The following is a 23,458-nucleotide window of genomic DNA, read 5'->3' as shown; positions in this document are numbered from 1 at the left end:
GAAAAGTGACCTGGCAATCAGGTCACTTTTTCTCTTCGTGGACGGAGGAATTATCATTAAAGTTATATTTATTGGAGATATTGTTGGAAGTACAGGTCGTAAAGCGATTAAAGAGACGCTACCTCGGTTAAAATCAAAGTATACCCCGGACATCATCATAGCTAATGCCGAAAACTCAGCTTCAGGTCGGGGCATTACGCGAGGAATCGCTCGTCAACTTTTTGAAATGGGTGTACACGGTATAACGATGGGTAACCATACATGGGACAACAAAGAGATTTTTGAATTTATAGATGATGAACCCCGTATGATTCGTCCCGCTAACTTTCCTCCAGATACGCCTGGACGTGGATATACGATTATCAAAGCCGGCGGTAAGCAGCTAGGTATCGTGAATCTACAAGGTCGTACATTTCTACCAGCGATCGATTGTCCTTTTCGCAAAGTCGATGAGATTATGGATGAATTGAAAGGGAAAGTGAATTGTGTATTAGTTGATTTCCATGCAGAAGCCACTTCAGAAAAGATTGCGATGGGATGGCATTTGGATGGTAGAGCTTCTATGGTCGTTGGTACACACACTCATGTCCAAAGTAATGATGACACCTTGCTACCTGGCGGAACAGCTTATTTGACCGATACAGGTATGGTAGGTTCATACGAAGGTGTACTCGGTATGCAGCGTGATGCGGTATTGTATAAATTCCAGACACAGTTGCCCGCTCGTTTCCAAGTGTGTGAAGGCAAATGGCATTTTCATGCTGTGTATGTGGATATAGACGATCAGACAGGCAGAGCGAAAAAGATTGAAAAGATTCGTATGTATGAAGACGAATGGCATATGGAATAGTTTCAAGTACCAGCAGAGTGTTTAAAATCTTTATAAATTTTATGTGAAATATCATTGATTTTTGATTTTATGCAGCAGGAACCAAAAGGATGTTGTCGAATATTATCTACTAATCATGGAATCAAGCCATCATTCATTCCCAGGGGAGGTACTTATCATGGAAGTATTAAAAGTTTCAGCAAAATCCAACCCGAATTCTGTAGCAGGAGCATTGGCAGGAGTATTGCGTGAAAGAGGTGCTGCTGAACTTCAAGCAATTGGAGCAGGTGCACTGAATCAAGCAATCAAAGCAGTCGCTATTGCCCGGGGATTCGTAGCACCAAGTGGAGTTGACCTGATTTGTATTCCAGCCTTTACGGACATTGTGATTGATGGAGAAGACAGAACCGCCATGAAGTTGATTGTAGAACCTAGATAATAATGCTGCTATCCTGAACGTAAGTGGATGCCTATAATGATCCTATTATAGAGTGTAAATCTTGCAACAGAGATGATAGGTAAAAGTAGCAATTCGTTTGGATACTTGGGACCTGTAAGCTTGTTGGTTAAGCTTGGAGGTCTTTTTGCTGAGTTGCTTTTCATTTTTGATATAAAAGATGTATAATAAAGTAGCATGCATTTTGCAAATGTACGAGTATGTGCGTTTTGTTACAAAGTGCAAATGAAATAGAGAATATCGAAGGAGTGAGTGATCACATGAGTAAAACTGTACCTGTAGGCGTGTCTGCACGTCATATTCATCTAACTCAAGAACACATTGAAGTATTATTTGGTGAAGGATACCAATTAACAGAATTTAAAGCGTTGTCCCAACCTGGACAATTTGCTGCTAATGAAACTGTTGCTGTTGTAGGTAGCAAAGGAAGTTTTGAAAAAGTTCGTATTTTAGGACCTGCTCGTCCAGCAACACAATTGGAAATCTCTCGCACGGATTCTTTTGCTATTGGTGTAAAAGCTCCAGTACGTGAATCTGGTAAAATTGATGGTACACCAGGTGTACTTCTTAAAGGACCTGCGGGTGAAGTTCAAATCGAAGAAGGCGTGATTGTAGCTGCACGTCATATTCATTTCCATACTTCTGATGCAGCAAAATGGGGAATTAAAGATCAAGAGTTGTTGAAAGTTCGCTTGTCTGGTGAACGTGGTCTTGTTCTAGAAAACGTTATTGCACGTGTATCTGATTCTTTTGCATTAGACATGCATATCGATACAGATGAAGCCAATGCTTCCGGTGCTGCTACTGGCGACACTGCTGAAATTATCGATTAATCATAGCTTTTTATACAGCAAGCCTATTTCGCTCTTTTGAAATAGGCTTTTTTGTTATGCTTTTTTATGATACATTCCTTATTAAAATATAGCGTGCAATGGAGGGAAATAGATGCGATTAAGAAGTGTGCTCAAATGGGTATCGTTAGGAATGTTACTCTATACGCTAAGTGCAATGGTAAATACGACAACATCAATGAGTATAGCCGCGTCTAATACTTTAACAGATGAACAAAATATGCATCAGCAAGCACTTTTTCACAAATTCGATCAATTGCATACAGAACAAGTTATTCTAGTCACAGCTGCGAATAAGAAGACATTCAAAGGCACACTTCAGATATACAATAAGCAAAATGGAAACTGGAAACTGCAAATCACTGCTTTACCCGTAGTCCTAGGGAAAAACGGAGTAGGCAAAATTAAAGAAGGCGATGGCAAAACACCTCTAGGCACCTATTCATTAGGAACTGCTTTTGGCACAGCGTCCAAGCCTACAGGTCTGAAAGTGAATTATCAACCTCATACTTCTCAAGATTACTGGATCGATGATGTTAGTTCTAATGACTATAATCAAAAGGTGACTGAACCGGGCAATCCCAATCAACGCTGGGCATCCTATGAGAGAATGGATAATCCGCTGTATAAATACGGTATGGTTGTGAATTACAATACCGATCCAATTATTAAAGGCAAAGGCAGTGCGATCTTTATGCATATCTGGCGAGCATACAATCGACCTACCGATGGCTGTATCGCTTTATCTGAAGCCAATCTATTAAAAGTGTTACAAGCGATCGATCCTACTAAGTCTCCTAAGATTCGGATCGGTACAGTCAGTGCTCGCTAAATGTCTGGTTAACTAGTTAAGAATATTAGCTGTTATACGGGTGGATGAGGTATAATTTGACAGCTTTTTATAATAGAGTAAGCATGATATAATTAGCAGTAATGCTTTTTTGAGATGTTGGAAGAGGCATACAGAACTTTAGAATGATGCTTACAGTGGGGAGTGGCAGCATGTCAAAAGAAATTAAGGATTATTCCAAGTATTTTGATTTTTCGGATGCTAAAGTGATTTCAGAAGATGAAACTGGCAAAAAAATTCGTATCCGAGGTCGGGAAATCCATATTATATCTGAACCGAATCAACGTGAAGAAAAGAAACGTGGTAAACAAGATGTTCAAGTCGTGTACGAAGAAAGCATCCCAGAAGACATGCGTATGATCGGGCTTGGTAAGCATTATCTGGTCTATACATTTGGTTGTCAGATGAATGAGCATGATTCGGAGACTATTAAAGGCATGCTAGAACAAATGGGCTACCAAGCGACTGAAAGCCGAGAAGAAGCAGATATTATTTTGTTAAATACGTGTGCTATTCGTGAAAATGCAGAAGATCGTGTATTCGGTGAATTGGGTCATCTCAAAACATTGAAGCTAGAAAACCCGGGCTTGTTACTCGGTGTATGCGGATGTATGTCGCAAGAAGAAGGCGTCGTTAACCGTATTATGCAAAAGCATGGATTTGTAGATATGATCTTCGGTACACATAATATTCACCGTCTGCCTTATTTGATCCAAGAATCGCTATTCAGTAAAGAAATGGTCGTCGAAGTCTGGTCCAAAGAAGGAGACATCGTCGAAAATTTACCGAAAAAGCGGCAGGGTATGCGTGGTTGGGTAAATATTATGTATGGATGCGATAAATTCTGTACGTATTGCATTGTGCCTTTTACACGTGGTAAAGAACGCAGTCGTCTTCCGCAAGATGTTATTGCTGAGGTGCGTGAATTAGCACGTCAAGGATTTAAAGAAATTACACTACTGGGTCAAAATGTAAATGCTTATGGCAAAGATTTGACAGGTATGAATTATACATTTGGCGATCTAATGGATGATATCTCTAAAATTGATATTCCGCGTGTTCGCTTTACAACATCGCATCCAAGAGATTTTGATGATCGCTTGATCGAAGTACTGGCTAAAGGTGGCAATTTAGTCGAGCATATTCATTTGCCTGTGCAATCAGGTAGCAGTGCAGTGCTCAAGAAAATGAGTCGTAAATATACACGCGAGTTGTATCTAGACTTGGTGGGTAGAATCAAAACAGCGATCCCTCATGCGGTGCTAACTACAGATATTATCGTAGGTTTCCCGGGGGAGACTGATGAGCAATTCGAAGAAACATTATCACTTGTGCGTGAAGTAGGATTCGATTCAGCATTTACCTTTATCTATTCACCACGTGAAGGTACACCCGCTGCAGTGATGGAAGACAATGTACCGATGGAAGTGAAAAAAGAACGTTTGCAACGCTTGAACAAAACAATTAAAGATTATAGCTTGATCGGTAGTGAGAAATTCTTAGGTCAAGTTGTTGAAGTATTGGTTGAAGGTGAGAGTAAAAATAATGCTACTGTGCTTGCAGGACGCACACGTTCTAACAAACTGGTGCATTTTGAAGGTTCAGCAGATATGATCGGTCAATTCGTACATGTACAAATTACTGATTATAAAACATTCTATATCAAAGGCGAGCTGGTTCCAGAACCGGTTATAGCTTATTAATTAAATTTGGAACGTGAACGGAGGATTGTCGATGGAGCATCATGATCGCAATGTTGAGTCAACGACAGGCGGAGCACCACTTGAATTGAATACACAGGGTCTTTTTATTCGTGAAGATATTATGGCAAAAACAAAACAATTAGCTGCATTGATCTCGGAAAGTGAAGAAGTGGATCATTTCAAAAGAGCAGAAAAAATGATTCAAACTCATCCACGGATCGAAGAGTTAATTCGTACCATCAAAAAAAGCAAAAAGAAGTGGTTGCTTTTGAATCGATGAAAAACGAAAAAATGATTGCTCGAATTGAAGGCGAATTAACAGCGTTACAACAAGAACTGGATGATATTCCTTTAGTATCGGATTATCAAGAAAGTCAGGTCGAAATTAACGATATGTTACAAATGGTTATTTCCGTTATCCATGATACCGTTTCTGAGAAAATTAATGTAGAGAGCGGTAAGGATTCACCTCCATCGTCCTGCAATGACTAGAACAAATTCAAAGACGCGGAGCCTATAGCCGCGTCTTTTTGTATTCCGATATCTTTTTTCGTTGTAGTGGATAGTCATTGTTAACAATCACTCATTGCTCTTGATTCTACATGCAGAAAGAAGTGAATGGTCATGGAATCTTCTGATTATAGTTATGATTCTGTGTTAATCCGTGCTCAATCCAATCACGAAAGTATACCGATTACCTTGTTAATGCTTGCTGATCCTGATCTAGAATCTATAGAACACTACAAAGCCTATTGTCGTTGGTGGACCGCAGAAATAGCGAATCATATCGTAGGCGTCTGTGGAGTGCTTCAACGTGCAGCACAAGAATGGGAAATTATGAACATTGCGGTAGAGGTAGATTATGAGAGACAAGGGATTGGTAGCAAATTACTAGATGAAGTATTACAGCAGTTAAAACAGTACAAAGCTCAAGTGGTTACTGTGGCTACAGGTAATTCGAGTCTAGGAGCACTTGCTTTTTATCAAAAACATGGTTTTCGCATGATACGAATCGAGCATGATCATTTTATTAGACATTACCAGCAACCGATTATCGAAAATGGAATTGTCTGCCGTGATCAAGTGATTTTACAAAAAACATGGGCAGATTCTAACTCTCTGTCTTCTGTATATCCCTATACCAAAGAACCTTATCTAGCAATGTTAGTGTCTGTACGTATTGCACAGATGAAAGATTCAGGGGCTTTGGTTCGGATGAAGCAGAAATTAGATGAACAGACTACATTTATGCTGCTTGAACCAGGAGAACGGAATCTGAATGAAGCCGAACAACGAGAGATGATTCGCTATGCACTGCGTAGTGCCAATTCTAATATTTTTCTAGCTGAGTACGAAGGTCAGATTATTGGATATTTGGAAGCGATTGGTGGCAAAGTTGCACGTAATCGTCATAGTGTATATATTGTTGTAGGTGTACTTCAAGAGTATGCTAATCGTGGGATTGGACGACGATTATTTCAGACCATGATTCATTGGGCGCAAGATCGGCATTTACATCGTCTTGAATTGAATGTACAAGGCAGTAATGAACGCGCTTTACATTTATATCGTTCATTAGGTTTTCGTATCGAAGGGATTCAAAAAAACGCATTAGTGGTTGAACATCAGTATGTAGATTTGATACAAATGGGATTGTTATTGTAACAACCGTTTTGAACAGGAGGAGCATTTTTTGACACATTGGGATGAAATATTAAAAAAAAGCGAACAACTATATTGGGGATTATTGGGGTGCCGTCTAATCGCAAGTGAGCAAGATTATATTACGATTGGACTCACGGCGACTCCACAACATCTTAATCATATGCATATTGTGCATGGTGGTGTGCAGATGTCGATGATGGATCAGGTGATGGGGATGTTGTCGATGGCGATTCAAGATGGGCAACCTTGTGTTACAACAAATATGAATACGCATTTTGTAGAGTCGATGAAAGAAGGCGAATTATTCGCAACAGCTAGAATTCTTCATCTTTCAGGAAGAACAGTAACTTTACAAGCGGAAGTTTCTAACGAACAAGGCGTTGTAGGCGCTATCTCGACAGCTACATTTATCGCAACTCGCAAATAAAGATTGACCTGCCTTAGAGAATCATTCATAATGATATTATCAAAAAGATAAAATGAACAGTGGTGATAACGATGACGGATAACAGCAAACAGCATTCGTATGATGTCAAAAAGTATCGTACGCCCGATGGCGCACCCGCCGATATTGTCATGTTTACTTTGACCAAAAAAGAGCGGAAGACTTTTACCAAAACATTACCTTTGCGTGAACTGAAAGTAATGTTGATTCGTCGTCGCTCATGGCCTTTTGCCGGAAAATGGGCTTTGCCTGGTGGATTTTCACGCGATGATGAGTCTTTATTTGAAGCCGCACAGCGTGAACTCAAAGAAGAGACAGGAGTCGACGGTCGCCATCTTGAGTATTTAGGTGTCTATAGTGAGCCCGGGCGTGATCCTCGTGGTTGGATTATATCGCATGCGTTTTTTGCTTTAGTAGAAGAACAGGTGTTGGAAAAACGGCAAGCTGCTGATGATGCGGAAGAAGTCGGTCTATTTACGATTGAAGAAGCATTGGAAAAGCTAGAACTTGGATTTGATCATCATGATATTATTCGTGATGCGTATATGCGAATTCAAGAACAGATGCTTAGTACAGTGATTGCCAAAAAGTTTTTGCCGCCTGAATTTACGTTAAGCGAATTGTATCAGGTAATCAAAGCGGTTGTACCTGACTTTGAAGAACCGAACTTTATTCGCAAAATCACTTCAACACGTAGCCGTAAAGGTATCATTGAAGAGGTGCATGATGAAGAGGGGAACTTACTAAGTTCGAATCAGTACTCTCAACGCCCAGCACAATTGTATCGTTTTACAGGTCTTGTACCTCGTCTTTCGATTTATTCGTAAGGATATGCTGAATGATTGTTTGTATTTCAATATCTGGAGGTCTATATCATGAAAGCTCTTATTGTGATCGATTATACTCGTGACTTTGTAGATGGTGCTTTACCTGTAGGACAACCTGCAATCGATATTGAACAGCGTATCGTTGAATTGACAGAGAAATTTGTTAGTACTCATGATTATGTAGTGATGGCTGTTGATATGCATGAACCGAATGATGCGTACCATCCAGAGACCGCTCTTTTTCCACCACATAATATTCGTGGTACAGCTGGACGAGAATTGTATGGTCGGTTAAGTGAAGTCTATGCAGAACATCAACAGCAGATCGTCTGGATGGATAAAACGAGATACAGCGCGTTTGCAGGAACCGATCTTGAATTGAAATTGCGTGAACGTGGAATAACTGAATTGCATCTCATTGGCGTATGTACCGATATCTGTGTACTGCATACAGCTGTAGATGCTTACAATAAAGGGTTCAAATTAGTGATTCATACCGATGCAATAGCAAGCTTTAATGCACAAGGTCATGTATGGGCAATCGATCATTTTGAAAAAAGTATAGGTGCACAACTTATTCATAGTTATTAATGTGCAATGATTCACAATTCTGCTTGTGCAGCAGAAAGACGTGCAAGCAGAATTGCTTTAGCATGATCAACAATGAAGAGGTGACATGGTGATGAACGAAATGGGACTGGCTTTACATACAGATAAGTATCAGATCAATATGATGTATGCTCATTGGATTAACGGTACACATCATAAGAAAGCAGTATTTGAAGCTTATTTCCGCAGACTTCCTTTCGGTAACGGATATGCTGTCTTTGCAGGTCTGGAACGGATTGTGAATTATATAACCAACTTGAGTTTTCGAGAAGAAGATATTGCTTATCTGGCAGAACAGGAAGAGAACTATGACGCGAAGTTTTTAGAAGAATTGCGTCAGTTCCGTTTTCATGGCAATTTGTTTTCGATGAAAGAAGGCGCCGTTGTTTTTGCAGATGAGCCATTGATTCGTGTGGAAGGTTCGATTATTGAAGCACAGTTGGTAGAAACAGCTTTGCTTAACTTTATGAACTATCAGACGCTAATTGCCACCAAAGCTTCACGGATTAAGCAGGTGGGCGGTACGGATACGTTGCTAGAGTTTGGTACAAGACGTGCTCAAGAAGCCGATGCGGCGATCTGGGGAGCTAGAGCGGCTTATATCGCAGGCTTCCATGCGACTTCAAATATGTTAGCAGGGGCTAGATTTGGTATTCCTACCAAAGGTACACATGCTCATGCTTGGGTACAAAGTTTCGGTAATGAACAAGAAGCTTTTGATCGTTATGCGAATGCGATGCCAGATGGAGTCACTTTGCTAGTCGATACATTTGACACGTTAGGTAGCGGTGTGCCTCATGCGATTAAGACTGCCAAAGACTTAGAAGCTCGTGGCAAAAAGATGATTGCTATTCGTCTGGATAGTGGTGACCTTGCATATTTGTCGATTCAAGCTCGCAAAATGTTAGATGATGCAGGATTATCTTATGTCAAAATCGTTGCTTCTAACGATCTCGATGAAAATACAATCTTGGATCTAAAAGCGCAAGGGGCACGAATTGATACATGGGGCGTAGGAACACAGTTAATCACAGCATCAGATCAACCTTCTTTGGGTGGCGTATACAAATTAGTCGAGTGCGAGATTGATGGCGAAATGGTACCTACAATCAAAATCTCGGCTAATCCCGAAAAAGTATCGACACCGGGAACGAAAGAAGTCTACCGCATTATCAATCCAACCAATGGTAAAGCTATTGCGGACTATATCTGTTTCCCAGATGAAAAAGAGCCGCTTGAAGGCAAACGTCTTAAATTGTTTAATCCAGCGCATCCTTATATTCGTAAATATGTATCTGACTATAAAGCTGTTCCTATGTTGGAACCTATTTTTATCGAAGGTAAGCAAGTCTATACGATGCCTAATTTGGAAGAGATTCGGGCGTATCATGTGAGTCAACTGGATGAATTCTGGCCAGAATATTTGCGTAAATTAAATCCTGAGATTTATCGTGTAAATGTGAGCGTCAAAGCTTGGGAAATGAAGCAGAAATTGATTGCACAATATTTACCGGAAGAAGAACTTTAATCAGTACTAAACCAGAATCTGAACCTGCCTTTTTTATAAAGGTGGGTTTTTTGGTTATATTACGTAAGAGAGTACAGTGAACAGAATGTAGCATTTATCGCTGTCAGGCTTTGAAGGAATCCTTATAATAAAGAAGGAAAGATAGAAAGGATGAGTTAGATGGAACAGACATTTCGTGCGTTTGTATTAGAACAGTCAGATCAAAAAGTAACCGGTGAGGTTCAACAATTACAACTTCATCAATTACCTGAAGGATCTGTCACTATTAAAGTATCATATTCAGATGTCAATTATAAAGATGGACTGGCAAGTATAGCAGAAGGCAAGATTGTGAAACAGTACCCGTTTGTGCCAGGGATAGATTTGGCAGGAGAAGTAGTAGAGTCAAGCGATGAGCAGTTTCAAGTAGGCGATCAAGTGCTATGTACTGGATATAAGCTGGGTGTCAGTCATTATGGAGGGTACAGTGAATATGCTCGCGTGCCTGCCGAATGGTTGATTAAGCTACCTCAAGGACTAAGTGCTAAAGAAGCGATGATTATTGGTACGGCTGGATTTACGGCTGGAATGTCTGTAGATGCGTTAATTGAACATGGAATCAAACCTGAAGACGGTCCGATCCTTGTCACAGGATCTACAGGTGGGGTGGGAACCATAGCTATTTCGATCTTGAGTGCATTAGGATATGAAGTCTATGCAGCAAGTGGCAAAGCCGATCAAAAGGACTGGTTAACCACACTGGGAGCGTCTCAAATCATTTCAAGAGAAGAAGCGGAGCAGAAAGTAGACGGTCCATTAGGTAAATCCACTTGGGCAGGTATTATCGACCCTACAGGTGGTAAAGGGCTAGGAGAACGGCTGAAATCATTAAAATATCGTGGTGTAGTGGCTGTATCGGGTATGACAGCAGGTAACGATTTTGAAAGTTCAGTCTTTCCCTTTATTCTACGTGGAGCCCATCTGATTGGCATTGATTCTGTATTTTGCCCTATTGAGATCAGACAAAGAGTCTGGAAGCACCTAGCAAGCGATTGGAAACCAACTACAGCTATTCATCAAGCGGTTACAGAATATACGCTAGAACAAATACCACAAGCGTTAGAAACGATTCTAGCAGGTAAAGCAGTCGGTCGTCAGTTGATTAAAGTTACATCCTGAGATGTATTTCATCTGATTACATTAGGCATAAAATAAAAACAAAAAGCACACTGCATCGATAAACGGCAGTGTGCTTTTTTGCTATGACATGATATCGATAGTGTATGACATCTAGGATGGGAGAGCATTTATGCTTCTGTGTAGGCAGATGATCCTATAGAATCTATTCCATTATTTTTTATAAATTTCTCGCATCACATGTCCCAATTCAGGAATAATAATGCGTTCCATCGCTAACTTCACCGCACCTCGTGAACCGGGCATCGAAAAGACAGCAGTTCCTCCGATAGTACCTGCAATGGCACGGCTCATAATGGCAGCTGAACCAATATCTTCAGTAAAACTCAGAAAGCGAAAAATCTCTCCAAAACCAGGTAATTCTTTCGTCAAAAGACTTTGTACTGCTTCAAACGTTACATCTTGCGGAGCTATCCCTGTGCCACCTGTTAACAAAATAGCTTCGACTTCTGGACGTTCTGCGGCATCATGAAGCAATTCACGGATACCAACATAGCTATCTTTAACGATGGTATAATCTATAACCTGATAACCATTCTCTGTTAAAAGGGACTGCAATAATTGCCCACCTGTATCGGTTGCTTCAGTGCGAGTATCTGACACAGTAATGACCATACAACGTACAGTATCTGGTGCTTCTGCGCGATGTTCATCTACGGATCTCATGGTATTTATTCACTCCTTTATTCTCATTCAAGCATCCCTGCCATTGTAACATAGGTTGTGATCGATCATGAACACTTGCCATGTCAGTGTATAATATAAGAGTAGCCCTAAATTAATAAAGCAAAGAACCATGCACGAGGAGGATATCAATGACAACACCTGTATATATTTTGTCTGGATTTCTAGGCAGTGGCAAAACCACCATGCTTCAACATATGATTCAAGAATGGAAATCCCTTGGCAAAACACCTGCTGTGATTATGAATGAGATCGGCGATGTCAATTTGGATGGGATGATGGTCGATCAAGATGTGGCGATGGCTGAATTATTAAGCGGATGTATCTGCTGTTCGATTCGTGCTGATCTAAGTATGGAATTATATAATTTAATGGAAACCGAAAAGCCTGATGTGATTATTATCGAAGCTTCCGGTGTGGCGAATCCAATCGAAATTCTAGATGCGGTTACAGAGACTTCATTGTACAACCGTATGGAATTAAAAAATTTGATAACTGTAGTCGATGCAGCTCATCTATGGGAATTGTATCAAGAGCAGAAAGGCAAAACATATCGTTTGATGCAAGAGCAGATTCGGTGTGCTTCTGTATTGATTTTGAATAAAAGTGATCGTGTCGATGCAATAACTATTACAAAACTAGAAGCTATTCTACGTGGATGGAATGCGTATGCACCTATTCATACGACAGTGCGCTGTGAAGTGCCGAGTACCATCTATACAGACCTTTCATCGGTCGTTGATGCCAAAGAAACATTAGCGCAAAATAAACAGACTTCAACTTCGACTGAACACAGTCATGATCATACCCATTCCGAGCATATGCACGGTTCACATAGTCATGTGATGGCATATACCCATTATTTTGAGCATCCGATTAATAGTGAAGCTTTTGAGAATGTAATCCGGTCTTTACCGACTGAAGTTTATCGTGCAAAAGGGATTCTAACATTTAACGACACCGCAAGTCGTTTTTTGTTCCAATATGCTTATCGTGAAATGGACTTTATGAAGATTACTCCACAAAAAGCAGTCCCTGATGTCGCTGTTTTTATTGGAGAGCATTTCGACAAAGAGTTGATAAAGGAACAATTGCTAGTACTGGAACAGCAAGCAGCTAAATTATTGTAAGTATGCGGTTTCAATACGAGCATAGCCGGGGTAATAGTTCAATATAACTATTCCAATCTTAACGGAGGTCATGAAAATGATGGCTAATCAAAAATTATACCATGCTCATATTGAAGCTTGTGTCGAGGCTATGAATGCTTGTAATCTTTCGTATGTAGCTAATTTGAAAGAATATAATCTTGAGAAATTGTGTGACTGTATACGTATTACTCGTGAATGTGCAGAGATCTGTTCTTTTACAGCACAATCGCTAAGTCAAGGTAGCCAATTTGCTGGTGAAATTGCTGAATTATGTGCTAAAGTGTGTGAAGCTTGTATTGATGAATGTTCAAAACATGACAATGCGCACTCTCGTGAATGTATTGAAGCCTGCCGTCGTTGTGTAGACATGTGTAGAGATTTGATGGTAGCTGTATAATCTACTACTTTATACATAGACAGTAAGGATAACCATAACTATTTTCAGAACCTTTGCATATTTGCGAAGGTTTTTTTATTGCAATTTTTAGGTTGCGTAAACCTAACACCGTATGTATAATACAATCTAAACTTTACATTTATCATTCATGAACGAGAGAGTAGCCATAACGATCACTGTTTAAGCAGCGAGCCGGGAGAGTGAAAGCCGGTAAAACATTCGTAGGTGAACCGCACTCGGGAAATGACTTATTCAAAAGGTGAACACGATCATGGATCTAATTTACCTGTATAGATAAGTCCGGCTGACACCGTTATCGTTATCAAGCGACAGTAATAGGATGATGGAGCAGATACAATGATGGTAGCATCCACATATACATACTGTACAAAGAGTGGTACCGCGGGAATGCTTATTATAAGCGCTCGTCTCTTAAGTGATAACTCACTTAAGCAGATGAGTGCTTTTTTTGTATTTTGTACATAGTCAAACCAGTACCTAGCAAAGATACAACATGAATCACCACATGAATTTTAAAATATACGTAAAGGAGAATTTACAGATGAAATTAGCTCATTTATTCAAACAACAAGTCGCTTCGATGTTGCAACCTGTAACCTTAATGACTGAAGAAGAATTGATTCAAATGCTTGAAGTTCCGCCAACGATTGATATGGGTGATCTGGCATTTCCTTGTTATACTTTTGCCAAAACATGGAGACGTTCGCCTGACCAGATTGCGACAGAAATAATAACAGCAATAGAACAACCGTTAGCAGATGCTCATATTCAGGCACAAGCTGTAGGTGCTTATATCAATTTGACTTGGGATCGTGCTTATTATGGAACTGAGATATTATCCAGTCTAGAAGAACAACAAAATACAGAACTTCAGATAGGTACAGGTAAGCGGATTGTAATCGATATGTCATCGCCTAATATAGCCAAGCCTTTTGGAGTAGGGCATTTGCGTTCAACCATCATAGGAGCGGCTTGCATCGGATCTACCAAGCCGTAGGGTATGAAGCGATTCGAGTCAATCATTTAGGAGATTGGGGAACACAATTTGGTAAATTAATAACCGCTTACTTACGGTGGGGCGATCCAGAGCAATTGAAGCTGAATCCTATAGGAGAATCGTTAAGAGTATACATTCAATTTCATGAAGAAGTTGAACAGAACCCTCGGTTAGATGATGAAGCAAGAGATTGGTTCCGCAAATTAGAACAAGGCGATGCTCAAGCTGTAGAACTATGGCATTATTTTGTAGACGTAAGTATGCAGTCGCTTCAGAAAATGTATCAACGGCTAGGGGTAGAGTTTGATGCTGTACTTGGTGAAAGCTTTTATAACGATAAAATGCCTGCTGTGATTGCGCAATTGCAGCGTCAGCAATTACTTGTCGAAAGCGATGGAGCACAGGTAGTGAGATTAGATGAACAGGAATTACCACCATGTTTGATTTTGAAATCAGATGGGACAACGATTTATCCGACACGTGATCTGGCGACTGCTATTTATCGCAAAGAAATAATGGGTGCAGATCAGTTGATCTATGTAGTAGGTGGAGAGCAGACATTGCATTTCAAACAGGTATTTGAAGTGCTTCATAAAATGGGACACTCATGGGCAACAGATTGTATTCATGTGCCATTTGGCTTAATGAAAGTTGATGGTAAAAAGATGTCTACTCGTAAAGGAAAAGTGGTCTTTTTGGAAGAAGTATTGGATCAAGCTGTAGAATGAGCAACACAGATTATTGCTGAAAAAAGTCCTGATTTGCCGAATAAAGAACAGGTGGCTGAGCAGATCGGTATTGGCGCGATTATTTTCGGGGATCTCAAAAATAATCGTCAGAATGAGATCGATTTTTCATTGAAAGACGCTGTAACTTTTGAAGGAGAGACAGGTCCCTATCTTCAATACACCTATGCTAGAATCCAAAGCATTTTGCGAAAAGTACAAACAATGAATAATTCACATCATAACCAGACCACGATCGAACTGGAAACAAATACAACGAATAGAGAATGGAGTCATGTGAGCTGGGCTTTGCTGATCCATTTATCAAGATACACATACGAATTGGAACGAGCAGCAACACAACATGAACCTTCTATTATCGCTAGATATACACTAGAAACTGCCAAGTTATTTAACCAATTTTATAACAAAGATAGGATCGTGGATGCTCCGCTGTCTGTGAAGGCTCAGCGTATGTCACTTACTATGCAAACAGGACTTTATTTGAAAAGGCTAATGACTTTACTTGGACTGCAAACGCCAGAACAGATGTGATTGCTGTATAATTGATGTGCAACAAATGAGAACTTCTATACGTCTAGGGCATTGTAAGGTTGAATAAAAACCAAATTATTCGACAGTAGACCTATTCAATGGAGGGATGATTACAAATGTGGAATCATAAGAAAAAAGCAGTAGCAGTATTAACATTATCATTGGCGATTGCAGGAGCAGGAAGTGCAAGTGCTGCTTCTACATTTACCGATGTGAAAGACAAAGATAATCAAACAATCATCAATATGTTACATGATAAAGGAGTTATTAATGGCGTGACTTCTACTCAATTCAAGCCAGATATGACACTTACACAGCCACAAGCGATTCAGATTTTGGTCAAAGCTTTTGAATTAAAAGGGGATGTAACAAAACCGGGTGATGATCTAGTTCGTAAAGCATGGTATACCGACGCTTTACGTATTGCTGAAGCTAACAATATATCGATCCCTTCATTTGATGCTGAGAAAAAAGTAACTCGTGAGCAATTTGCAATCTGGTTACATGAAGCAATTAATGTGACAGGTAATTATCCTACAACCAAAATGTTTGCAGTCTTTACCGATCAAGATCAAATTAGTAAAGAAGCTTCAGGAGCGATTCAAGATTTGGTCAATATGAATGTGATTGATCGTAGCTCTGTAGGTAAAGCATTTATGCCTACCAAAGAAATTACACGTATGCAAGCCGCAGAATGGGTATACCATGGTGTACAAATGGTAGATCGTTATAACAAAGCAAATGATGATACAACTACTCCTGCACCAGGTGAAACGGGTGATGATCAAATGGGCAATGAGCCAGAACTAAGTGTTGCTCCAGCAGATACAGCAGATCAACAAACAGTAACACTAACTGTACAACTTCCTAACCCGGGTTATTCAGTAGAAATTACTAAAGTACAGTTAACCGATGATAAGCGTGCAGTGGTTAGTTACAATGTGAAAAAACCAGCTCCAGGTGAAATGAATCCTCAAGTGATTACAGAAGGTAAAGTAACAACAACGATTCCTGATGGATATACACCTGAATTGGCTAAATAAGACTCCATTCAATAAGTATAAAGCATAAACAAAAAGACCTGAGCCACTGTATAGGAATGTACAGTTAAACTCAGGTCTTTTTTATGATGTTCTTTCTGGGGTGTAGGTCATTTTACAGTTTCTACAATATAATCATGCACCGTTTATGGTTTGATAACAGGAGGTTCAGTAATCTTTTTCTTTTCATATAGATTAGAGCTTACTTTGAACCAATCAAATAAATGAGTCACGATTACTTTAAGTACAGCATAACCAGGAACAGCTAACAAAATTCCAATCACTCCGAATAATTTACCTGCTGTCAAAATCACAAAGATAATTGTAATCGGATGAACTTTAAGAGATTTACCCATGATCTGTGGCGAAATGAGTTTACCTTCTATTAATTGTACAATCGTCCATACAATCACCATTTTTAATAACATAAATGGAGAAGTCACTAGAGCCACTATCAATGCTGGAGTAATCGCAATAGCAGGTCCCAAATAAGGAACAATACTTGTACAAGAAGCCATAATAGCTAGAATTAACGAATAATCAAGACCGATAATCTGATAGCCAATATAAAGTAAGATCCCGATACATACACTCACAATAATTTGTCCACGAATATATGAACTGATCTGATGATTCATTTCAGACATTACTTTACCGGTTTGACTACGTAAAGTCACAGGAATAAATTTCATAATGAAATTCGGTAATTTAGCGCCATCTTTAAGTAAGTAAAATAAAATAAATGGAACGGTCACAATCGATAATACGGTTTCCGTTAAAGCTCCCAAAAATCCACCAATACCAGTAAACGTCTGGTTAATAATAGAAGACCCTTTTTCCGATAAATTCTGTACCAGATCGTTCGGATTGATACTGAACGTATGTTGTATTTGCTTGGATACATCTCCGCCTAGCCAGTATTGAATCTGATTCACAATGCCATCGTAAAAGGATGGAATATTACGAATTAATTCTCGAATCTGCGTCTGAATCACAGGGATGACAAGGCTAACAATTAATACAATCAGACCGATAATAAGAAGATAAAGTAAAATGATGGAATATATTCTTTTTACTTTGCGTTTTTCCAGAAAATTGACTAATGGATTAAATAAGTAAAACAGAATACCGCTCAGAATAATAGGCAAAATTACAGTTTTAATTAAAACGAAAAGCGGGGTAAAGACATAAGGTATTTTGGAAAGTACAAAAATGTTTATTGAGATTAACAACAAGACTAGCAAAAAAATGACAAACCGATTGTTTAGAAAAAATAATTTGAATCGCTCGCTCCAAGGTCGAGTTCGTTCCATGGCCATTCATCCCCTTTAAGACATTATGCTCTAGTTATTTTATTTGAAAAGCATTAAGTTAACAATAGCTTGCCGCAAGCAAGAGAGCAAGTTACATATGTAAGGATATGAAAAAAGACACAAAAACGTTTATTGCGTCGAAAGACTCATAAAATTTACTTTGCTATGACTTTTGTCACAACGATATTGCTTATTATTTGCTAAAATTTAAATTAATAAGTGACTCTATCGTACAAAAGTGAGTATAGGTAGAAGCAAAGTATAACTCATCTCTTTACTCATTATCCAACATATGGCCTTATTTATTTCTACTCCAAATCTTAGATCTATGAGGTGTATCATGAAATTATCATTAGGTTCAAAGTTAGTTTTAAGTTTTATCGGCGTATCTATTATTACGTATGGAACAAGTGCCTTTTTTATTTTCTATTTGAAAGCGTATTTAGCAACAGAAATGAGTGATTGGTTATATGTGTCTATTATATTGTTGATGGGCATTACTTGGAGTGGGATATTAGGATTTGCGATTTCTAAATTTTTAACTAAACCAATCGTTAATCTATCCAAAGCAGCCAAGCGTGTATCCGCAGGCGATCTGATGGTAGATATCCCAGAGCGTCGTGAAGAAGATGAAATTAAAGTATTGAATGATGCTTTTCGCGTCATGGTGAACAATATTAAAGATATTATTAACGATATTGCTAGTAATACCACGACCACATCTCATAATGCTGAAAATCTAAGTCATTCGATTACCGAAGCGACCAGTCAGATTGAGTCCATGGCAACGGTAGCAGACGATATTTACCGTGGTGTAGGCAAGCAACGTGAATCTTCAGAGTCTTCACTACAGACCGCAGAACAGATGTTGGAATCTTTTCAAGAAATGAAAGAAAAGTCGTCTCATATGCGTGCCTTGTCTGGTAATATGGAGCAGTCAGTAGAAGCAACCAAAAATATCTTTTTATCACTCAAATCAGGCATGAGCACATTATCCGAATCTCAGACACAAGCGGAACAAACGGTACGTCTGTTAGATCATCAAGCTTCTGATATCGGTGCTGTTACAGGAACAGTCAAAGAATTAGCAGAGCAGACTCATTTGCTAGCGTTAAATGCTTCTATCGAAGCGGCTCATGCGGGGGAACATGGAGCAGGATTCGCTGTCGTTGCTACAGAGATTCGTAAATTGGCAGAACAAAGTAACGATTCAGCACAGAAAATTCATAGTCTGATTATGGCGGTACAAGCTCAGATTCATGAAACGGTGCAGTTGATTCATAATCAAAATGAATTGGTACAAAATGAAACCTCCAACACGCATAAAGTAGAGTCTACACTGATCGAATTTTTAAGTGTAGTGTATGAGTTTATGTCTGCGGTTCAATTGATGGAAGACTCTATTACAGAACAAACAGATCGTGTAGAACTCACATATCAGAATGTGCATACGATTCGTCAAATGGCAGATACCTTTTATGAGGGAGCCAAACAAATTTCGATGGCAACTCACGAAGAAACGGCTATTATGGAAGAAATTTCTTCATCTTCTGATGAGTTAAGCACAATGACCAGTCGCTTATTAGAAAAAACAAAAGCGTTCTCATTGTAAAATTTGAAATAAATTAGTAAAAAAGAAGCCTGCATCATCCAGATTAATGGATCATGCAGGCTTCTTTTTATGTTGTGCGTCCAGCAAGATGAGCAGGGACTTGAACTTCTTTGTCTTTCGCAGACTCGGTACCATCAGCGACCATATTGGAACCTGAACCGACTTGCATCCGGTACATCTGACGATAACGTCCATCTATTTCCATTAATTCATCATGACTACCACGTTCTACAATTTCACCACGATGCAAGACGAGAATCTGATCTGCACTGCGAATCGTAGATAAACGGTGAGCGATAATGAAAGTGGTACGTCCTTTTTTCAAAACATCCAAAGCGGATTGAATCAATGCTTCTGTCTCTGTATCAATATTCGCTGTTGCTTCATCCAGAATAAGAATCGCTGGATCAAAAGCAAGTGCTCTAGCAAATGAGATCAATTGACGTTGCCCCGCAGAGAGTGTACTTCCTTTTTCCATAACAGGTTCATCATAGCCTTTAGGAAGATCAGACAGAATCTGTTCTGCACCGACATCACGTAAAGCTTGTTCGATACGTTCACGCGAGATCTGTTCATTTTCCAAATTGACATTAGAAGCAATCGTTCCTGTAAATAGATAAGGATCTTGAAGCACGATGCCCATATGCTGGCGTAACCATTGTTTCGGCAATTGTTGAACATTTTGACCATCGATTGTAATCGTGCCTTGCTGTGGATCATAGAAGCGGAAGAGCAGGTTAATGATCGAACTTTTACCAGAACCGGTATGACCGACCAGGGCTACAGTCTGACCTTGCTTCGCTTCAAAGCTAATATGTTTGAGCACAGGATCTTTTTTGTAAGCAAAAGTTACGTCTTTAAATTCTACATTCCCTTGATAACGAGGCATAGCACCATCGGTCACTGGCTCGCCTTTTTCATCCATTAACTCGAATACACGTCCTGCGGATACCATAGATAAATCGAGTGCAGCTAGTTGATTGACCATACCTGTAACCGGTTGGAACAATCTTCCCAATACATCGACAAAAGCGTACAGTACTCCTAATGAAATGACACCTTCGACTCCGCCTAATGCAGAAGCACCGAAATACCATAACACAATCGCAAAAGTAAGACTGCGCAAAACGTTAACTAGATTATGGGAAGTAAACGCATTTAGATTTAACATTTTATTCTGATAGAACAGGTAATCGTTATTCAAATTCTCAAATTCTTCTTGAGTCTGACGTTGCTTACGGAATACACGAATAATCGACATTCCTTGAATTGATTCATTGATAATAGCATTAATTTCACTCAGTCTAGAACGAATAATCGTATTATATTTGGTTGCTATTTTACGATAAAGTACGATCCATAGAACGAGTAGAGGGATTACAAACAAACAAATCATACCCAGACGCCAGTCTAGTAAAAAGAGTGCGATATAGACACCAATCATATAGACAATCCCTGAACTAAAGTTAGCCAGTACAGCGACAAATAAATCTTTGACAGCTTCAGTATCATTCGTAATACGGGATACTACTTTACCTGCTGGCAGATTATCGAAAAAAGGAATTGGCAATCGCTGAATATGAGCATACAAGTCTAAGCGTAATTGCTGAATGACTTTGTTGGCAGACGATTGGAGCCAGTACGTTTTCCCGAATTCCATAATAATCGTGATCAACAAGAATACAAAGTACCAGCCAATTAGCTTATAAATACCCGGCAATTCAGGTTGATAAAACGAAAATAATTTGTTGGCTGTCAAAGGAACAGCTGGATAAGAGGCTGTACTTTGATTATTTTGAATCGTTAATACACCATCTGTAAATGTTCGTTCACCTTTGGTTGAAGGTACAGAACCTTCGACAAAATAAAAACTGGTTCCACTCTGGATCACATGAGCCTGTGCTCCTTTAGTTTCACCTTCTGTCCAGAAACCTTCACGTTTGTAATAGTTGCCGTTATACAGTACAGCATTTGTACTGGAAGAAGTCTGATAAAAAGGTTGTTCAATCGCGAATAAATGATTATCAATAATATTTTTAGCGATAAAGGGACCTGCAAGTTCAGCCCCTACACCGATCGCTAACATGATCAATGCTATAATAAAAGTTTTTTTCGAGCGTAACGCATATTGGTAAAGCCTTTTGGTAATCGTTTTGTTATCGAGCTTCGTTGTCGGTTGCTCGTTGTAATCTTGAGTCTCCAATGCAGACACCTACCCCTCTAAGGAATCCGCCAATTGCTGACGTTCATATTGCTCACGATACCAGCCATCCGACTGTAGCAATTCAGCATGGGTTCCTTCTTCAATAATTTTTCCGCGATCCAGTACGACGATATGATCTGCATGTTCTACCGCTGAAAGGCGATGGGTAGCGATCAATGTCGTTTTACCTGCACGTTTGGTACGAATATTTTCAATAATTCTAGTTTCTGTACGAGCATCGACAGCGGATAAAGCATCATCGAGAATCAGTACCTCAGGTTCAGAGATAAATGCACGAGCAAGCGATACACGTTGTTTTTGACCGCCTGATAAAGCTACGCCACGTTCACCCACAATCGTATCTAGACCATCAGAAAGCGTATGCAGATCTTTATCAAAAGCTGCTGTATGAATCGCATTCAACACTTCATCATCGGTAGCGTCTGATTTACCGAAGCGAATATTTTCACGCACACTACGAGAGAAAAGGATTTGTTCTTGCGGAACATAACCGATCCAACCGTGTAATTGATCTTTGGCAATATCCTGAATAGGTACATCACCAATCGTAAGATTTCCTGCTCCTGTAGGATATTCATAGAGCAGTTGTTTGAGTAGCGTGGATTTACCACTACCCGTTCTGCCGACTACGCCTAGAGTCTCACCTGCACGAATCTGTAGATTTAGATGCTCTAGATTATCGACAGTGGACGTAGGATAACGGAACGTGACATCTTTAAATTCAATTTTATGAAGGGAAGGAACATGCACAGGTTGAGTAATATCATCTACATCAGGTTTTACATAAAGAACTTCGTTCACACGATCTAGCGAAGCGCTACCACGTTGCATCAGATTGATCAATTCACCAATCGCAAACATCGGCCAGATCATCATTCCTAGATACAAGTTGAAAGAAACCAGATCGCCAAGTGTTAACTCATTATGGAACACCAGATAAATTCCGTACCCGAGTGCAATAATATAACTCAATCCCACAAATAGTCGAATTGTAGGTTCAAATAGCGCATCCACCATAACGACTCGTAAGTTTTTGCGATAGACGTCGTCAGTGATCTTTTCAAATCGATTCTCATCAAAACGTTCTTGTACATACGCACGAATAACACGTACACCAGCAACCGATTCGAGTACCTGATCGTTCATATCACCGAAAGCATCCTGTGCCAGTGTATAACGTGCATGAACCACTTTACCGTAAATCGCCATAGCCAGTGCTATAAAAGGAAGTGGAAGAATAGCCGCAATCGTTAATTTCCAGCTAATTACGAATCCCATCGCTAACAGTATCGTTAATAAAAAGAACGTGGAATCGGTAAGAGTTAACATGCCGAATCCTACAGTCATAGACACCGCACGTAGATCATTGGTGGCACGAGCCATCAAGTCACCTGTACGGTTCCGTTCAAAAAAGGGCGGAGTCATACGTAGCAAATGAGCCATAAAGCGAGTACGTAATAGACGTTCTACCAGATTTGATCCACCGAATAGACTATGCATCCATACATACGTAATTCCATAGATCACAACCAGAATAGCTAATGTGACGGAAATATAATAAACCAATGAAGACACGGTAATCGTACCGCCTGAAATCTCATCAATCGCACTGCCTAGTAACTTAGGAGGTGCTAATTCAAGTACACCGGCAATGATCAATAAAATAATACCGATCAAATACCGCTTTCGTTCGCGGCTGAAAAACCAGCCTAAATTTTTAAAAACAGCAAACATATACTCACTACCTTTCTGTCGAACACTTGTCAAAATCCACATAAAAAGACACGTCGTCTGCAAAC

Annotated in this window: 19 protein-coding genes and 2 pseudogenes; 17 read left to right on the top strand and 4 right to left on the bottom strand. The window is 39.6% G+C overall.

The window, feature by feature from the left end; all coding sequences use genetic code 11:
- Positions 1 to 55: 55 nt before the first annotated feature.
- The 12 genes and pseudogenes from RCP16_RS09725 to RCP16_RS09670 all read left to right on the top strand — a co-directional run bounded on the left by RCP16_RS09725 (position 56) and on the right by RCP16_RS09670 (position 10,922).
- Positions 56 to 850: a TIGR00282 family metallophosphoesterase gene (locus RCP16_RS09725; protein WP_153226900.1), complete on the top strand. Its 795-nt coding sequence runs from the start codon at positions 56 to 58 to the stop codon at positions 848 to 850.
- 157 nt (positions 851 to 1,007) lie between these two features.
- The gene (locus tag RCP16_RS09720; protein WP_017813748.1) at positions 1,008 to 1,268 is read left to right on the top strand and encodes a stage V sporulation protein S; all 261 of its coding nucleotides are present in this window, start codon (positions 1,008 to 1,010) and stop codon (positions 1,266 to 1,268) included.
- Positions 1,269 to 1,546: 278 nt separating this feature from the next.
- Positions 1,547 to 2,119, top strand: a complete 573-nt coding sequence (gene pduL, locus RCP16_RS09715) for a phosphate propanoyltransferase (RefSeq protein ID WP_069327317.1) — start codon at positions 1,547 to 1,549, stop codon at positions 2,117 to 2,119.
- A 112-nt stretch (positions 2,120 to 2,231) separates the two neighbouring features.
- Positions 2,232 to 2,969: a L,D-transpeptidase family protein gene (locus tag RCP16_RS09710; protein WP_308642312.1), complete on the top strand. Its 738-nt coding sequence runs from the start codon at positions 2,232 to 2,234 to the stop codon at positions 2,967 to 2,969.
- A 170-nt stretch (positions 2,970 to 3,139) separates the two neighbouring features.
- On the top strand, positions 3,140 to 4,690 hold the full coding sequence (miaB, locus tag RCP16_RS09705) for a tRNA (N6-isopentenyl adenosine(37)-C2)-methylthiotransferase MiaB (RefSeq protein ID WP_308642311.1): 1,551 nt from the start codon (positions 3,140 to 3,142) through the stop codon (positions 4,688 to 4,690).
- Between the two features lie 31 nt (positions 4,691 to 4,721).
- A pseudogene (locus RCP16_RS09700) lies at positions 4,722 to 5,182 on the top strand (YlbF/YmcA family competence regulator).
- A gap of 132 nt (positions 5,183 to 5,314) precedes the next feature.
- Positions 5,315 to 6,355 (top strand): GNAT family N-acetyltransferase, encoded by a 1,041-nt coding sequence (locus tag RCP16_RS09695; protein WP_308642310.1) that lies wholly within the window; start codon positions 5,315 to 5,317, stop codon positions 6,353 to 6,355.
- Between the two features lie 28 nt (positions 6,356 to 6,383).
- Positions 6,384 to 6,782, top strand: a complete 399-nt coding sequence (locus RCP16_RS09690; protein WP_069327314.1) for a PaaI family thioesterase — start codon at positions 6,384 to 6,386, stop codon at positions 6,780 to 6,782.
- A 71-nt stretch (positions 6,783 to 6,853) separates the two neighbouring features.
- On the top strand, positions 6,854 to 7,627 hold the full coding sequence (locus tag RCP16_RS09685) for an NUDIX domain-containing protein (RefSeq protein ID WP_175425157.1): 774 nt from the start codon (positions 6,854 to 6,856) through the stop codon (positions 7,625 to 7,627).
- 48 nt (positions 7,628 to 7,675) lie between these two features.
- Positions 7,676 to 8,218, top strand: a complete 543-nt coding sequence (locus RCP16_RS09680) for a cysteine hydrolase family protein (RefSeq protein WP_137222757.1) — start codon at positions 7,676 to 7,678, stop codon at positions 8,216 to 8,218.
- A 91-nt stretch (positions 8,219 to 8,309) separates the two neighbouring features.
- Positions 8,310 to 9,764 carry a nicotinate phosphoribosyltransferase gene (locus RCP16_RS09675; RefSeq protein WP_069327311.1) on the top strand — a complete coding sequence of 485 codons (1,455 nt, stop codon included), beginning with the start codon at positions 8,310 to 8,312 and terminating at the stop codon, positions 9,762 to 9,764.
- A 159-nt stretch (positions 9,765 to 9,923) separates the two neighbouring features.
- On the top strand, positions 9,924 to 10,922 hold the full coding sequence (locus tag RCP16_RS09670) for an acrylyl-CoA reductase family protein (RefSeq protein WP_308642309.1): 999 nt from the start codon (positions 9,924 to 9,926) through the stop codon (positions 10,920 to 10,922).
- A 171-nt stretch (positions 10,923 to 11,093) separates the two neighbouring features.
- On the opposite strand, the gene RCP16_RS09665 is transcribed toward RCP16_RS09670, so the two are convergent.
- Positions 11,094 to 11,606 carry a MogA/MoaB family molybdenum cofactor biosynthesis protein gene (locus RCP16_RS09665; protein ID WP_137222761.1) on the bottom strand — a complete coding sequence of 171 codons (513 nt, stop codon included), beginning with the start codon at positions 11,604 to 11,606 and terminating at the stop codon, positions 11,094 to 11,096.
- Between the two features lie 149 nt (positions 11,607 to 11,755).
- Here RCP16_RS09665 and RCP16_RS09660 point away from each other — a divergent pair, with 149 nt between their 5' ends.
- The 4 genes and pseudogenes from RCP16_RS09660 to RCP16_RS09640 all read left to right on the top strand — a co-directional run bounded on the left by RCP16_RS09660 (position 11,756) and on the right by RCP16_RS09640 (position 16,513).
- The gene (locus RCP16_RS09660) at positions 11,756 to 12,754 is read left to right on the top strand and encodes a CobW family GTP-binding protein (RefSeq protein ID WP_137222763.1); all 999 of its coding nucleotides are present in this window, start codon (positions 11,756 to 11,758) and stop codon (positions 12,752 to 12,754) included.
- A gap of 76 nt (positions 12,755 to 12,830) precedes the next feature.
- Positions 12,831 to 13,172 carry a four-helix bundle copper-binding protein gene (locus tag RCP16_RS09655; RefSeq protein ID WP_371748215.1) on the top strand — a complete coding sequence of 114 codons (342 nt, stop codon included), beginning with the start codon at positions 12,831 to 12,833 and terminating at the stop codon, positions 13,170 to 13,172.
- A gap of 562 nt (positions 13,173 to 13,734) precedes the next feature.
- Positions 13,735 to 15,470, top strand: a pseudogene (argS, locus tag RCP16_RS09650) (arginine--tRNA ligase).
- A 116-nt stretch (positions 15,471 to 15,586) separates the two neighbouring features.
- Positions 15,587 to 16,513 (top strand): protease complex subunit PrcB family protein, encoded by a 927-nt coding sequence (locus tag RCP16_RS09640; protein ID WP_137222769.1) that lies wholly within the window; start codon positions 15,587 to 15,589, stop codon positions 16,511 to 16,513.
- A 143-nt stretch (positions 16,514 to 16,656) separates the two neighbouring features.
- On the opposite strand, the gene RCP16_RS09635 is transcribed toward RCP16_RS09640, so the two are convergent.
- Positions 16,657 to 17,823 (bottom strand): AI-2E family transporter, encoded by a 1,167-nt coding sequence (locus RCP16_RS09635; protein ID WP_137222771.1) that lies wholly within the window; start codon positions 17,821 to 17,823, stop codon positions 16,657 to 16,659.
- 340 nt (positions 17,824 to 18,163) lie between these two features.
- Here RCP16_RS09635 and RCP16_RS09630 point away from each other — a divergent pair, with 340 nt between their 5' ends.
- A complete protein-coding gene (locus tag RCP16_RS09630) occupies positions 18,164 to 19,435 on the top strand; it encodes a methyl-accepting chemotaxis protein (RefSeq protein WP_308642307.1) in 1,272 nt (423 codons plus the stop codon).
- A 67-nt stretch (positions 19,436 to 19,502) separates the two neighbouring features.
- On the opposite strand, the gene RCP16_RS09625 is transcribed toward RCP16_RS09630, so the two are convergent.
- Both RCP16_RS09625 and RCP16_RS09620 read right to left on the bottom strand, forming a co-directional pair.
- On the bottom strand, positions 19,503 to 21,638 hold the full coding sequence (locus RCP16_RS09625; RefSeq protein WP_308642471.1) for an ABC transporter ATP-binding protein: 2,136 nt from the start codon (positions 21,636 to 21,638) through the stop codon (positions 19,503 to 19,505).
- 9 nt (positions 21,639 to 21,647) lie between these two features.
- Positions 21,648 to 23,393 carry an ABC transporter ATP-binding protein gene (locus tag RCP16_RS09620; protein ID WP_069327304.1) on the bottom strand — a complete coding sequence of 582 codons (1,746 nt, stop codon included), beginning with the start codon at positions 23,391 to 23,393 and terminating at the stop codon, positions 21,648 to 21,650.
- Positions 23,394 to 23,458: the final 65 nt, after the last annotated feature.

This window comes from Paenibacillus nuruki, assembly GCF_963311185.1.
Taxonomy (GTDB): Bacteria; Bacillota; Bacilli; order Paenibacillales; family Paenibacillaceae; genus Saccharibacillus; species Saccharibacillus nuruki.
Note: the sequence above shows the minus strand (reverse complement) of the source record. Positions and strands in the feature narration are given on the sequence as shown.